This is a genomic window from Kitasatospora sp. NPDC088391, assembly GCF_044753345.1.
Lineage (GTDB): Bacteria > Actinomycetota > Actinomycetes > Streptomycetales > Streptomycetaceae > Kitasatospora.
Window position 1 is genome coordinate 331,386 of sequence record NZ_JBIVNB010000008.1, and the last position, 13,734, is coordinate 345,119.

Consider the following 13,734-nt stretch of genomic DNA (forward strand, 5'->3'; position numbering starts at 1 on the left):
CGCTTCCTGACCCGTACCGTCCCGGGGGCCCGGGCCCGGCCCGGCCGCCCCCCCCGCGGGCGCGGGGCCCGGCCCGGCCCCCCCCCCCGCCCCCCGGCGGGGGGGGGGGGGGGGGGGGGGGGGGGGGGGGGGGGCCCCCCCCCCCCCCCCACCGGGGTTGGTCACCGCGTGCGGCGCCCGGTATCCGGTCCGGGGGGCGGCGGGGACGGCGGGCTGACCGCGATGGCCGGCGTGCCAGCGGTGCGGTGGGTGACCGTGCGGGACAGCGCCGCACTGGTGCGGCGCTCCTCCGGGGTGACGATCGGCGCGGGTGCCGGGAGGTGGGCGCCTCGGCGGATGCGCCAGGTGAGCACGGTGGTCGGGGAGTCGGCACTGGCCAGCTCCCTCTGCCCGGCGGCCTGGGCGAGCAGGGCCTGTGGGTCGTGGCCGGCTTGCTCGGCTTCGGCCAGGGTGGCGGCGAGCGCCGCCCAGCCCTGGTCCGCGAGCACCCGGGCTGCCAGGTCGGCAGGCAGTGCCCGGCGGGCGTGTGTCTCGTGCCGGTCGCGGGCGGGCTGGGGCAGTTGGCGGCCCTGGGTGTCGAGGACAGCGATCGGCCGTCCCGCGTGCCTGCCGTAGGCGGTCCGCAGGTGCTGTGCCGCTGCCCGTGCGGCGGCGGCCTGGTGCTGGTGGCCTTGGGCGGCGTGCCACTTGGCGATGACGATCGCCAGCAGGATCAGGCTGGCCAGGATCGTGGCGGCGGCCGTGCCCTCCTCACCCCGGCCTCCGGCGGGGCCGGCGTAGAGAAGTTCGCGGGCTACCGAGCGCATCGCCCGCGCCTCCGCCCGGGCGGCGCGGGTGCGGGCGACCGCGGTGAACTCCAGGGCCCGGGCGGCCTGGTTGATCTCCTTCCGTGACAGGACCGGGCTGGTGAGGGCGAGGGTGTCGAGGACCTCGATCGTGCCGCTGACCACCGCGCTGACCTGACCCGCACGCGGGTCGTCGTCGACGGTGGCGGTGGCGCGGTCGAGGCTGGTGCTGGCCCGGTACCTGACCGTGACCGGCCGCCCCTTGCCGACCAGTGCGGGTTCGTCGATGCCAGCGGCGAACCGTTCGTGGATCTTGGGCAGGGTCAGGTCAGCGGCCAGCTGGCTGCCGGAGAACCACACCGGAGGACCCAGCTCGCCGGTAGGCAGGGCGAACTTGTAGCCCCTGGCGTCGCCGGAGGGCAGGCGGCGGACCTCGCACCGGATGCCCTGCACGGCCAGGCGGGCGAGGAACTCCTCCTCCCCCACAGCCCCCGCGAGGGCCCGCCGCACGCCGGTCCGCAGCCGGGCCCGCCCCGTCTCCTCCTGGCCCAGGCGCTCGGCCTTGCGCAGCTCCGGGCTCTTGGGGCGCTTGGGGATCCCCGCCCGGTAGTCGCGGGTTCGGGTGTCGGACCAGTCCTTGAGCCCGAACTCGCGCTCGATCTTCGTGAGCTCGGCCTCCGTCCGGTACTGGTCGCCCCGCAGGCGGGCCTGGGTCAGGTCGGCGCGCACCACGGTGGCGAGGATGTGGATGTGGTTGTCCCCGTGGTGGACGGCGACCCACCGGCAGCCGTCCGGATCGCCGTCGGGGGCGATGCCGGCGGCGGCCACGACCCGGCGTGCGATCGCACCCCACTCCTCGTCGCCGAGGGTCCGGTCGGTGGGGTCGGCACGGACCATGCGGTGGTAGACGTGCTTGGCGACCGGCCTGCCGTAGCGCACGACGTGCAGGTCGAGGGCGTCGCGCAGCTGGGCCAAGGTGGCCTCGCCGTCGCGGCCCGGGTCGGGGGCGAAGCCGTCCCAGGAGGCCACCAGGTGCGGGTCGGTGTGCTCGTTGCGCCGGCCCGGACCGTACAGGTACTTGAGCGCCTTGAGCGTGTCCGCCCCGGAGCGGGCGGTGGTGATCACCGGCGGGCGGCCTTCGCCACCCGCATCGCCGAAGCGTCCACCCCGGCCACCGCCCTGCGGACCTCGGCCACCGCCTCCCTGGCCCTGGCCAAGGTGGCCTGCGCCGGGCCGTGCTCGATGCCCATCTCGGCGTTGAGCTGGAAGGCGATCTGGTTGACGTTGACGCCGAGTCGGCTGACCTGGAAGCGCGCGGCGTCCAGCGCCTGCACGGCCTGATCGAGCTGCTCATCACGGGTCACCGTCCCGGCGCCGCACGGAGTCAGGGCCTGGCGCTCCAGGTAGTCGGCCACGTTCAGGCCGGCCTCCTGAGCGAGCCGCTTGATCTGCGCTTCCCGCTCCGCGGTGCACCGGAAGCCGAGCTTCTTCGTCTTCGGGTTGTCGTTGTCACGCCGGCGGCGCTTGGCACGGCGGACGACGGCACGCGGGGCACGCTCGGCGGATCGGGCGGACGGGTGCGGCTCGACGGCGGGCGTCTTCTCCTGCTTCGCCGCGCCCCCGCGGTGAAGCTCCGGTGCTGCCGCCCTCGGCAGCACCGGCACGTCCACGCCCCCTTGGGCGTGGACGTCCGCGTGCGGGGCCCCGTAGGGGCCCCGCACTCGCTTGCTCCGCCGTTGACGCGTGGATGGTCAACTCCGGTGCGGCCGAAGGAGGTTACACCACCGGCAGAGCGGTGGTCCGGAACGGGAAAGATGTCGGTCAGGGCATGCTCCAGGGGTTGTCGGGATCAGGTTGGTCAGCGTCCGGACCATGCCCAGCACGAGGGCGGAAGGCTTCGCGCGCAGGCCGCCATGCTCCGGAGGCGGGATGGTCCGGTGTGCGCACGGCGAAGGGATGCGGTCCGTCCGCAGCGACCGGGTCAGCTGCGGACGGACCGAACCGGACCAGGGAGTTCTGCGCATCGGCAGAAGTCGGAGCGGACGCACCGGACGGTAGACCGGTACGCCGGGGTGGGGTCAGTCGACCGGTGGGTGCTCGCGGTCCGGACCGTGCGGGAACTCCTTGCGGAGCTCGTCCATCAGGACCGTGAAGCGGGTACTGCCCATGGGCAGGTTGGCCTCGCGGACCGCACGCTCGACAACCGGGCGGCTCGGGCGGCCATGGGCTCGGACCGCAGGCCGGCTGACCTGCAGCAGCCGCTCCATCGACGCTCCCACCGGACGACCCGCCCGCCGCCCCGGACCACCCCCAGCAGCAGGAGGCGGCTCGGCCATGCCATCGGCATCCGGACCGCCGTCCGTCCGCGTCTCGGAGCCGGAGAGTTCTGCCGACCCCGCCCCCGGACCACCGGCGGCCCGGACCAGCACCGGGTCCGCGACGGACGAGAGCGGACCACCGACTTCGTCTGGCGCGGAGGAGGCGGACGGCGCGGACCGGACCGCAGTCCCGTCCAAACCCTCCGGACCGCTGGAGACGGACGGTCCGGTCGCGGCGGACGGCCGGGCGGGTGCAACCGGACCACCGATCGGCCGGTCCGGCGCGCCGGGGTCCGGGAACATGGGGTCGGCAGAAGTCCTGCCGGACGCTCCAGCCGGGGCGGGCTGCGGGGTGACGGCGTGGCGGGCGATGAGGATGTAGAGGTGGACGGCGTCGCCGAGCTGCAGCCCGCCGCCCTGGTCGAGCACTTGGTTCAGGCGCACGGCGTGCAGGGCGTTGGCCCACACGCTGGCGGCGGTCGCACCGGCGAACAGGAACCAGGCGTACAGGCGCGCCGTCCACGGTGCGGCCCGCAGGACCAGCAGGGCGCGCACGCCGTAGGCGATGAACCCGTCGACGGTGAGCGGGAAGACGTACGCCAGCGGGCCGCGCACGTGGATGGCGACGGCCATCTGCTGCAGCGCGTCGAAGAACAGGGCGAATCCGGCCACGCCGATCAGGGCGACGGCGAGCCGGTCCCAGGAGGTCACCCGGACAGCCCGGGCAGGGGACGGAAGGCGAGCGGGGAGTATCGCGGTAGCGGGGGTCGTGGTGGGCTCCGGGGGCTCGATGGATGATGCATTTCGGATGGACTTGCCATCCGCCAGGGATGACTGTAGCTTCACTCTAGCGACGATGCAAGAACGAGCCGACTTCGATGCGAGGTGAATCGAGTGACCGACGAGCCGGGCCAGCCCGAGAGCTCTCCTGCAGCTCCCGCGCTCAGCGAGGAGCACGCCGCCGAGCGAGTCCGCCTGGAGCGCGAGTACCTCGGCTGGAGCACCGGCGAACTCGCCAAGCGCATGACCGCCTCCGGCTACCCCATGAACCAGTCGTCGGTCTGGCGGATCGAGAGCGGCGAGCCCCGCCGGCGGATCAACCTCGACGAGGCGATCGGCTTCGCCAAGGTCTTCGACCTCACCCTGGAGGAGTTCCTCGGCCCGCCCGAGTCCTCCTCCGACAAGCACATCTCCCAGCTGACCACCGAGGTGGTCGCCAGGTACCGCTTCCTGCTGGACCTGCTGCAGAGCACCAACACGGTGTTCGAGGCCATCGACCAGTACAACGCGATCTTCCCGCAACACGCCAAGGAGCTGAACGACCGCATCGTCCGCGCCCTCAGCGAGGAGAGCCGCCGACGCGGCCCCGTCCGCATCTCCCCTCTGATCTTCTTCCGCTTCCCGGCCTTCGAGGAAGCCAAGCGGCAGGCGGAGCGGCTGCAGGGCGACGCCACACCCGAGGGGTAACCGCCGGTTTCCCTGCCAGTTCCGGCCGGTCACCATCCTCGGCCCTGTTGCCGAACTGCCTTGCCGTCACCGAGAAAGGAGCCAGGCGCCCCACCCCTCGGCCCTTGAGCTCAGCTCACGGGCTGATCACGCCGTCGTCACGGACACGGCGCTCTCCCTGACCTCGGCGGTCACCGCCGAGTTCCCAGACCGATCTGACGGTCTTCGCCAGCTGCCGTACGACGCAGGCCTCCGCCCTGCCTCGACCGACCGCAGCTTCCCTGGCCTGTCCCCTATCCGGACACGGCCGCGTCACCATCACCCCCACCGAGGCCACCGCCTCCCCTCCCCAATCCTGAAGCCCAAGGAGTCCCATTACCCACGCCCAGTTCCCCCAGCTGAACTGCCCCAACATCACGGCCTCCTTCGACAGCCAACTGCACAGGAGCGTTCGCCCTAAAGGCGTCCGGCAGCCCAGGATCTCCGTGACGTGGTCGCAGGGGGCCGACCTGACACCAGCTGAGCGCGCCCGCCTCCTGCGCCTCCTATTCGCTCCACGCACTTCAACTCCTCGCGCTGGCGCGGAAACAGCACCATCTCGCGAGTAATTCGCATACCTTCACCCCACGTTGAGCGCCCCGGCGACGGCTTCAGCCGTCGCCGGGGCCGGCCGACCGCCCAGGAGCCGACATGACGAATCCCAGCACCCGCCCACGTGCCGCATCCGCCACGCTCGCCCGCGCCATGGCGCCTCGCACGCTCCGAGCAGTGGACTACCTCCGGGTCAGCACCGAGGAGCAGAAGCTGGGCTTCGGCATCGCCAGCCAGGCCAAGAAGAACGCCCGGCACATCAAGGGCAAGAGCTGGGATCACGTCGGCACCTTCGAGGACGACGGCGTCTCCGGCTCCAAGGAGATGGGCGAACGGCCGGACTTCGACCGCCTGATGGAGTGCGCCGAGCGGGACGAGTTCGACATCGTCGTGGTGGAGAAGGGCGACCGCATCGGCCGGACCGGCCGCGCCTTCTGGCGCTGGGTCTGGGCGCTGGAGGACATCAACGTCTTCGTCGCCATCGTCAACCGGAACATCGACAACACCACGCCCGAGGGCCGCGCGCAGATGCGCCGCGAGGCCGACTACGCCGAGACCGAGTGGGAGAACATCCGTTCCCGGACCCAGGGCGGCCTCCAGGAGAAGGCCGAGGAGCCCGGTACCCCGCACATCGGCGGCCGGCCACCGTTCGGGTACCGGATCAAGCACAAGGGCACGAAGCGCGCCTCCCGCCTGGTCATCGACAAGGGCGAGCGGAAGCTCGTCCGGCGCGTCTACCGGATGGTGGTGGCCGAGAACCTCAACTTCCGTCAGATCGCCATCCGGCTCAACGCCGAGGGGAGGACGACCCGGTCCGGCAGGCCATGGTCAGCCGCCAACCTGCGCGACCGCATCATGTCCCGCGCCGTCCTCGACGCCGAGTTCGTCTTCCGTGGCGTGCACGCTATGACCGACATGGACGGCAACCCGGTGTGGGGCGAGTCGGTGACGATCGCGCTGTCGCGGATCCTCGAGGAGCACGAGGCGGCGGCCCTGCGCAGGAAGGTCTCCTCGCGGTCGAAGCCCAGCAGCGGCAACCGAGCGGTCTACCCGCTGAGCGGGCGCCTCATCGGGCTCTGCAGCGAGCCCTACACCGGGATCAGCCGCGAGTCGCTCGCCACCGGCCGCCGGAACTACCGCTGCAGCGGCAAGACCGAGACCGTCCCCGAGCAGGAGGTGTGCGACTGCTCCTACGTCGACGCCGAGGCCGTCGAGACCCGGGTCTGGTCCGAGGTGGTCGAGTTGCTCGGCGACTCCGAGAAGCTGGAGCGGCTCGCTGCCGAGTGGGTCGGCATGGCCCAGGGCGACCAGTCCGCACACACCGAGCGAATCGCAGAACTCGACCGCCAGATCGCCGCCTTGGACAGCTCCATCGCTGCCGTGATCGTCGTCTCCGCCAAGCAGCAGCAGTCGGCGAACGCCATCGCGGAGGCGACCGCCTCGCTCAACGCCGAGCTGGAGCAGCTCCACCAGATGCGGGCGGAAGCCGCCGCCTGGCTAGCGGAGATCGAGGACGCGGACCGCCGCGCCCGCGACCTCCGGCAGCTCGCCCGGACGGCCCGTCACCATCTCGCCGACATGAAGCCCGAGGAGCAGAGCGAGGTGCTCGCCCTGCTCGATGTGAAGGTGTTCATGGAGGGGCCCGTCCCGCTCCGCCGAGGCGGCGTGCCCTGCACGGTCCAGTCCTGGTACCGCTCCGCCAACCTGGCCGTACCGGCGAGCGATCTGTCCGACGAGAGCTGGCAGTTGATCGCCCACCTGCTGCCGACCGGCCGCGGCAACCGGGTCCGCCGCTCGGTCGACGCGATCCTCGCCAAGGCCCGGACCGGGGCCTCCTGGCCGATGCTCCGCGAGGAGTACGGGTCGACCAGTACTGCCTCGAAGTACTTCAACGAATGGGCTCAGGACGGGACTTGGTCAACCGTCAACACCATCCTCGACACCATCGAACGGGTACCGCTCCCCGTCCTCGACCTCGTGCCGCCTATGCGAATCGAAGGGCGGGTCGACCCGCGCGTGATGCTGATCCCCGGTGAAGGCTCCCGAACGGGATCGTGACGATCAGCACGAAGCAGACGATCCCGGCGACGGCGTAGCCGAGCGCCATCCACAGTCCGCAGAACAGCAGCCAGATGACGTTGAGCAGGAAGTTGACCAGCTTCATGCCTCCAGGCTCGCACACCGGGCGCGGAACGCGCGGCGGCGGCCCGCGGCTGTGGCAGGGGTGTGACGGAGCGTCGGTTCCGGGGCGTTCACCCGGGGTTCGGCCGGGCGGTGGCGGGCGGGGGTGCGGTGTTCGCCGGGGGCTGGGAGGGTCCGGGCGGCTCTCGACTGTCTACAACGGAGGCGACAGTGGCTCACCCCTCGCGCAGAACGGTGCTCCGCACCACCACCACGGCCGGCGTGCTGGCCGCCGTTCCCGGCTCGGCGCTGCTGTGGACCCAGCCCGCGGTGGCGGGCGTCCCCGCGCCGGAGCAGGTGCACCTGCAGTGGGGCGAGGAGCCGTCCACCGAGATGACCGTCTCCTGGGCCACCGCGGGCTCGGTGCGCCGGCCGAAGCTGCGGCTCGGCACCGCGCGCGAGGGCTTCGGCCGGACCGAGCCGGCGCACAGCCGCTCGTACCTGGACGGGCTGAACAAGGTCGAGACGTACACCCACAGCGTGCGGCTGCGCGGGCTGCGCCCGGACACCGCCTACGTGTACGAGGTGGCGCACGACGGCGCGGCCCCGGTCCGCGGCAGCTTCCGGACCGCGCCGCGGCCGGGGCGGGCGGCGTTCCGCTTCACCAGCTTCGGCGACCTGGGCGCGGGCGACCCGAAGTGGTCGAAGTCCTCGGTCCACGCGGCCGCGGCGGTCCGTCAGGTCGAGCGCTTCGACCCGCTGTTCCACCTGCTGAACGGCGACCTCGCCTACGCCAACAACAACCCGCAGCTCCAGCCGCAGTGCTGGGACGCCTTCATGAACAACCTCCAGCAGTCGGCCGCCCACCGCCCCTGGATGCCCGCGCCCGGCAACCACGAGGTGGAGGCCGGCGGCGGCGAGCTGGGCTACGCCTCGTACCACGCCCGGTTCGACCTGCCGGACAACCGGACCCGCGACTTCTGCGGCAACTGGTACGCCTTCCAGGTCGGTTCGGTGCTGTTCCTCAGCCTGGACGGCAACGACCTCTCGGTGGAGGACGACGCCTCGATCGACCCGGCCACCGGGCAGTCCGTCTACATCTTCGGCTACAGCCAGGGCGCCCAGCTGCGCTGGCTGGAGCGCACCCTGGCGCGGGCCCGGAGCGGCGGCGAGGTGGACTGGGTGGTGGTCTCGATGCACCAGTTCGCGATGTCCTCCTCCGCGAAGAGCCACGGCGGCGACATGGGCCTGCGCGAGCACCTGCTGCCGGTCCTGGACCGCTACTCGGTCGACCTGGTGCTGGCCGGCCACGACCACGACTACGAGCGCACCCACCCCGTCCGCGGCACCGACCCGGGCACCCTGCTGCGCCCGAGCGTGGTGGACGACGAGCTGCGGCAGATCGACAGCTCCCGGGGCACCGTGCACCTGATCCTGGGCGGCGGCGGCACCGCCTCGCACGACGACGACTTCCTGACCGACCCGGCCGGCGGCGTGCCGGACGCGTTCGTCCGCACCCAGCGGCTGACCTTCAAGGCCGACCCGGACGCCAAGGAGAAGGCCACCTGGTCGGCCGTCCGCGACCCGGACCACGCCTTCCCGTACGGCATGGCGGTGTTCGACGTGGACCCCGGCCTGGCGCCGGGCGGGCGGACCAGCATCACCGTCAGCTACTACCACTCGGCGACCGCGGTGGCCGGGCAGCCCGACCCGGTGCCGGTGCTGTTCGACCGCTTCACCCTGGTCCGGGACCGCAGCGACGGCCGCCGGCGCCACGGCGGCCACGACCGGGAGTTCCAGGACGCCCAGTAGGGCCCGCGCACGCCGGAGGCCCGCCGCGGAACCTGCTCCGCGGCGGGCCTCCGGTCCGGGACGGCCGGTCAGGCGAGCAGCTTGTCCTTGGCCCGCCGGTACTCGTCCTCGGACAGGGCGCCGCTGTTCTTCAGCTCGGCGAGCTTGGACAGCTCGTCCACGTGGTTGGTGGAGGGCGGGGTTCCGGCGGCGGCCCGGCGGACGTAGTCCTGGAAGGCGGCGTCGGCCTGCTTGGCCTGGTCGAGGTCGCGTTCGTGCATCGAGCCGCCGCGGACGATCAGGTAGACCAGGACGCCGAGGAAGGGCAGCAGGATGACGAAGATCGTCCAGCCGGCCTTGGCGCCGCCGCCCATGTCGTTGCTGCGGAAGATGTCCGTGATGATCTTGAAGAGCAGGAAGAACCAGAGAATCCAGAGGAACAGCTCCAGCATCGTCCAGAAGATGTTGAGCAGCGGATAGTTGTCCATGACGCTCCGATCCCGCGCACGGTTGGACGAGAGTCCCCGGGGACGGGGATCGTCGGGGGACGAAACGATTCGTACCACCCCGAAACGGGCGTCGCATGCCGAGCGAGTACGGAAGGTGACCTGCCGGCCACCGGTTCAGCGACCGGCCATCCGCTCCAGCCGGGCGATCCGCTCGCGCATCGGCGGGTGGGTGGAGAACAGCTTCGCGCCGCGCTCGCCGGGGCGGAACGGGTTGGCGATCATCATGTGGCCGGCGGTCTGCAGCTGCGGCTCGGGCGGCAGCGGGAGGCGCTGGGTGCCGGAGTCGAGCTTGCGCAGGGCGCTCGCCAGGGCCAGCGGGTCGCCGGTGATCCGGGCCCCGTCGGCGTCCGCCTGGTACTCGCGGGAGCGGCTGACGGCCAGTTGGATCAGGCCCGCCGCGACCGGCCCCAGGATCATGATCGCCAGCATGCCGACCAGGCCCGGGCCGTCGTCGTCGTCCGAGCGGCCGACCGGGATCAGCCAGGCGAAGTTCACCAGGAACATCACCACCGAGGCCAGCGCCCCGGCGACCGAGGAGATCAGGATGTCCCGGTTGTAGACGTGGCTCAGCTCGTGGCCGAGCACGCCGCGCAGCTCGCGCTCGTCCAGCAGCCGGAGGATGCCGTCGGTGCAGCAGACCGCGGCGTTGCGCGGGTTGCGGCCGGTGGCGAAGGCGTTCGGGGCGGGCGTCGGCGAGATGTACAGCCGCGGCATCGGCTGGCGGGCCGCGGTGGAGAGCTCGCGGACGATCCGGTACAGCCGCGGGGCCTCGATCTCGCTGACCGGGCGGGCCCGCATCGCGCGCAGCGCCAGCTTGTCGCTGTTCCAGTAGGCGTAGGCGTTGGTGCCGACCGCGACCAGCAGGGCCACCAGCAGACCGGTGCGGCCGAAGAAACTGCCGATCACCAGGATCAGCGCGGACAGGCCCCCCAGCAGGACGGCCGTCCGCAATCCGTTGTGGTGGCGGTGCACTGCGGGCCCTCCTGTGGTGCCGGCGGAAGCCCCCTGAGCAGCTTCCCTCTGCCGGGATCAACGCGCCGAGCTGGCCCGTTCGTTCCCCCGGGCATTCGACCACAGGTCAGAACAGGCTGCCCGACACCACCTGGAGCACCAGCTGCGGGGCCACCGAGAGCACCGCCGCGCCACAGGCCGCCAGGCCCAGCGCGGCGGTGAGGGACGCCGGGGCGCGGCCCGGCCCGGCCGGTTCGGCGGACGGGGCGAACAGCAGCGCCGTCCACTTCAGGTAGTAGGCGAGCGCGACCACCACGTTCACCGCCATCACCACGGCCAGCCAGCCCAGGCCCGCGTCGACCGCGGCGCGGAACACCACGACCTTGCCGAACAGGCCGACCACGCCCGGCGGCAGGCCGGCCAGGCAGAGCAGGAAGAAGGCCAGCGCGAACGCCGCCCAGCGGTTGCGGGCGGCCAGGCCGCGGAAGTCGTCCAGCCGGCCGGAGCCGCCGACCAGGGCGACCGCGCCGAACGCGCCGAGGTTCACCAGGCCGTAGATCAGCGCGTACGCCACGGTCGCGCCCAGCGGCTCGGCCGAACCGGCGTACCCGGCGGCGGCCAGCGGCACCAGCAGGTAGCCGGCCTGGCCGACCGAGGACCAGGCGAGCAGCCGGACCGCGCCGTGCGGGGTGTCGGTGCGCTGGCGCAGCGCGGCCGCGTTGCCGACCGTCATGGTGAGCGCGGCGAGCACCGCCAGCACCAGGCCCCAGGTCCGGCCGTACGGGTGGAAGGCCAGCGTGGTGACCAGGGCGAGGCCGGACAGGCCGGCCGCCTTGCCGACCACCGAGAGGTAGCCGGCCACCGGGAGCGGGGCGCCGACGTAGGTCTCGGGCACCCAGAAGTGGAACGGGACGGCGGCGGTCTTGAACGCGAAGCCGACCAGGGTGAGCACCGCGCCCGCCTCGGCGAGCGGCTTCAACTGGGCCGGGGCGTGGGCGAGTCCGTCGGTGATGCCCTGGAGCTGGACCGTCCCGGCGGCGGCGTAGACGAAGCTGACGCCGAGCAGCATCACGGCGGTCGCGGTGACCGAGGAGAGGAAGAACTTGAGCGCGCTCTCCGCGCCCCGGCCGTCCCGGCGCAGCGCGACCAGGGCGAACGCGGGCAGGGTGGCGACCTCCAGCGCGATCACCAGGGTGGCGAGGTCGCGGGAGGCCGGGAGCAGGGCGGCGCCGCAGGCGGAGGAGAGCAGCAGGAACCAGTACTCGCCGCCGGGCAGCTTCTCGTCCTCGACGGTGTGCAGGGAGAGCAGCACGGTCAGCAGCGCGCCGCCGAGGGCGAGCAGTTGGAAGGCGAGCGCGAAGTGGTCGGCGGTGTAGGAGCAGCCGCCGCCGGGGCTCCTGAAGCAGAAGGTGGAGCGGGTGTCGCCGAGGGCCAGTGGCAGCAGGGCGGCCAGCGCGGCGAGCAGTCCGGCGGCGCTCAGCCACCCCAGCAGGCGCTTGCGGGCCTCGGGCAGGAACAGGTCGGTGACCAGGACGGCGAGGGCGGCGAGCGCGGTGATCAGCGGCGGGGCGATCGCCACCCAGTCGACGGACTGGATCAGGGCGCCCGGGTCGGCGACGGCGAGCTGAGTCATGACGGGCTGCCCCAGGTCGTGAGTGGTGGTCATCAGCCGCTCCCGAGGAGGTGCTTGACGGCCGGGTCGGAGAGGCCGAGCAGCAGGGCCGGCCACAGGCCCGCGAGCAGGGTGAGCGCGGCGAGCGGCGTCCAACTGGCGGCCTCGTAGCCCCGCAGGTCGGGCAGGTCGGCGACCGGGGCGGGCTGCTTCGGGTCGCCCATGCAGATCCGCTTGACCACGATCAGCAGGTAGGCGGCGGTGAGCAGGGTGCCGAGGCCGGCCAGCACCAGGTAGGTGACGAAGGCGGGGCGGGAGAGCCCGTCCGCGGGGTCGAACGCGCCGTACATGGCGAGCAGTTCGCCCCAGAAGCCGGCCAGGCCGGGCAGGCCGAGGCTGGCGACGGCGGCGAAGGCGAGCAGGGCGCCGATCCGGGGGGCGCGGCCGTAGAGGGCGGCGCCGGTGGCTCCGGAGAGGGTGTCGAGGTCGGCGGTGCCGTAGCGGTCCTTGAGGGCGCCGACCACGAAGAACAGCAGGCCGGTGATCAGGCCGTGCGCGATGTTGGCGAACAGCGCGCCGTTCAGGCCGGTCGGGGTGAGCGAGGCGATGCCGAGCAGCACGAAGCCCATGTGGCCGACCGAGGAGTACGCGATCAGGCGCTTCAGGTCGCCCTTGGCTCCCGGCCGAGCAAGGGCGAGGCAGGCGAGCGAGCCGTAGACGATGCCGACGGCGGCGAACGCGCCCAGGTAGGGGGCGAAGGTCGCGGTGCCGTCGGGGACGATCGGGAGCAGGACCCGGACCAGGCCGTAGGTGCCCATCTTGAGCATCACGCCGGCCAGCAGCACCGAGCCGACGGTCGGGGCGGCGGTGTGCGCGTCGGGCAGCCAGGAGTGCAGCGGCCAGGCGGGGGCCTTCACGGCGAGGCCGACCAGGATCGCCAGCGCGGCGATCAGCTGGGTGGTGTGCGACAGGCCGGAGCCGTGCGCGGCGGCCAGCTTCACCATGTCGAACGTCCCGGCCTTCGTGCCGATCAGCAGGAAGCCGAGCAGCATCACGGCGGAGCCGAGCAGGGTGTAGAGGATGAACCGGTTGGCGGCCGGGACCTTCCTGCCGCTGCCCCAGCGGCTGATCAGGAAGTACATCGGGATCAGCACGATCTCGAAGGCCAGGAAGAACAGCACCAGGTCGAGCACCGCGAAGGTGGCCAGCATGCCGGTCTCCAGCAGGAGCAGCAGGCCGGTGAAGGCGCGGCCGCCGGGGCCGGCCGGGAGCTTCTTCACCGAGTAGAGCGCGCACAGGAAGGTGAGCAGCGCGGTCAGCACCAGCAGCGGCAGCGAGATGCCGTCGACGCCGAGGTGCAGGCGGACGTCCAGCGCGGGAATCCACGACACGTCGGTGCCGGCCTGCATCCGGCCGGGGTCGCCGTGGTCGAAGCCCGCGGCGAGGACGACCGCCAGCAGCAGGGTGCCGCCGGTGACGGTGGTGCCGAGGCGCAGCGCCTGCTTGTCGCCGATCGGGGCGAGCGTCAGGGCGGCGCCGAGCAGCGGCAGCACCAGGAGGGCGATGAGGACCGCGTTCATCGGGGGCTCCAAGGGCGTGCCGGGACGGGG

The 13,734-nt window shown here is 72.6% G+C and carries 10 protein-coding genes and 1 pseudogene; 3 read left to right on the top strand and 8 right to left on the bottom strand.

Annotated elements, in window-relative coordinates; genetic code table 11:
- Positions 1-161 precede the first annotated feature (161 nt).
- The 3 genes from ACIQBJ_RS24590 to ACIQBJ_RS24600 form a co-directional block, all read right to left on the bottom strand.
- On the bottom strand, positions 162-1,910 hold the full coding sequence (locus ACIQBJ_RS24590; protein ID WP_400714413.1) for a hypothetical protein: 1,749 nt from the start codon (positions 1,908-1,910) through the stop codon (positions 162-164).
- The gene (locus ACIQBJ_RS24595) at positions 1,907-2,455 is read right to left on the bottom strand and encodes a plasmid mobilization protein (protein ID WP_400714416.1); all 549 of its coding nucleotides are present in this window, start codon (positions 2,453-2,455) and stop codon (positions 1,907-1,909) included. The genes ACIQBJ_RS24590 and ACIQBJ_RS24595 overlap by 4 nt, the downstream gene beginning before the upstream one ends.
- A gap of 408 nt (positions 2,456-2,863) precedes the next feature.
- Positions 2,864-3,814 (bottom strand): DUF2637 domain-containing protein, encoded by a 951-nt coding sequence (locus tag ACIQBJ_RS24600; RefSeq protein ID WP_400714419.1) that lies wholly within the window; start codon positions 3,812-3,814, stop codon positions 2,864-2,866.
- Positions 3,815-3,997: 183 nt separating this feature from the next.
- On the opposite strand from ACIQBJ_RS24600, the gene ACIQBJ_RS24605 reads away from it, so the two are divergent.
- Both ACIQBJ_RS24605 and ACIQBJ_RS24610 read left to right on the top strand, forming a co-directional pair.
- Positions 3,998-4,570 (top strand): helix-turn-helix domain-containing protein, encoded by a 573-nt coding sequence (locus ACIQBJ_RS24605; RefSeq protein ID WP_400714421.1) that lies wholly within the window; start codon positions 3,998-4,000, stop codon positions 4,568-4,570.
- 747 nt (positions 4,571-5,317) lie between these two features.
- On the top strand, positions 5,318-7,198 hold the full coding sequence (locus tag ACIQBJ_RS24610) for a recombinase family protein (protein ID WP_400714424.1): 1,881 nt from the start codon (positions 5,318-5,320) through the stop codon (positions 7,196-7,198).
- Here ACIQBJ_RS24610 and ACIQBJ_RS24615 read toward each other — a convergent pair.
- Positions 7,182-7,304: pseudogene (locus ACIQBJ_RS24615) on the bottom strand (YccF domain-containing protein); the annotation flags it as partial. The gene ACIQBJ_RS24610 and the pseudogene ACIQBJ_RS24615 sit on opposite strands and share 17 nt — an antisense overlap.
- Positions 7,305-7,492: 188 nt before the next feature.
- Here ACIQBJ_RS24615 and ACIQBJ_RS24620 point away from each other — a divergent pair.
- Positions 7,493-9,073: a purple acid phosphatase family protein gene (locus ACIQBJ_RS24620; protein ID WP_400714427.1), complete on the top strand. Its 1,581-nt coding sequence runs from the start codon at positions 7,493-7,495 to the stop codon at positions 9,071-9,073.
- A 68-nt stretch (positions 9,074-9,141) separates the two neighbouring features.
- Here the strand turns inward: ACIQBJ_RS24620 and ACIQBJ_RS24625 are convergent, their stop codons facing one another.
- The 4 genes from ACIQBJ_RS24625 to ACIQBJ_RS24640 form a co-directional block, all read right to left on the bottom strand.
- On the bottom strand, positions 9,142-9,540 hold the full coding sequence (locus tag ACIQBJ_RS24625) for an SHOCT domain-containing protein (RefSeq protein WP_400714430.1): 399 nt from the start codon (positions 9,538-9,540) through the stop codon (positions 9,142-9,144).
- A gap of 135 nt (positions 9,541-9,675) precedes the next feature.
- Positions 9,676-10,533: a zinc metalloprotease HtpX gene (gene htpX, locus ACIQBJ_RS24630; RefSeq protein ID WP_400714433.1), complete on the bottom strand. Its 858-nt coding sequence runs from the start codon at positions 10,531-10,533 to the stop codon at positions 9,676-9,678.
- Between the two features lie 106 nt (positions 10,534-10,639).
- Positions 10,640-12,178, bottom strand: coding sequence for an NADH-quinone oxidoreductase subunit N (locus ACIQBJ_RS24635; RefSeq protein ID WP_400714436.1), 1,539 nt, complete (start codon positions 12,176-12,178; stop codon positions 10,640-10,642).
- On the bottom strand, positions 12,178-13,704 hold the full coding sequence (locus ACIQBJ_RS24640) for a NuoM family protein (RefSeq protein WP_400714439.1): 1,527 nt from the start codon (positions 13,702-13,704) through the stop codon (positions 12,178-12,180). Before ACIQBJ_RS24640 ends, ACIQBJ_RS24635 begins: the two co-directional genes overlap by 1 nt.
- Between the last annotated feature and the right edge of the window lie 30 nt (positions 13,705-13,734).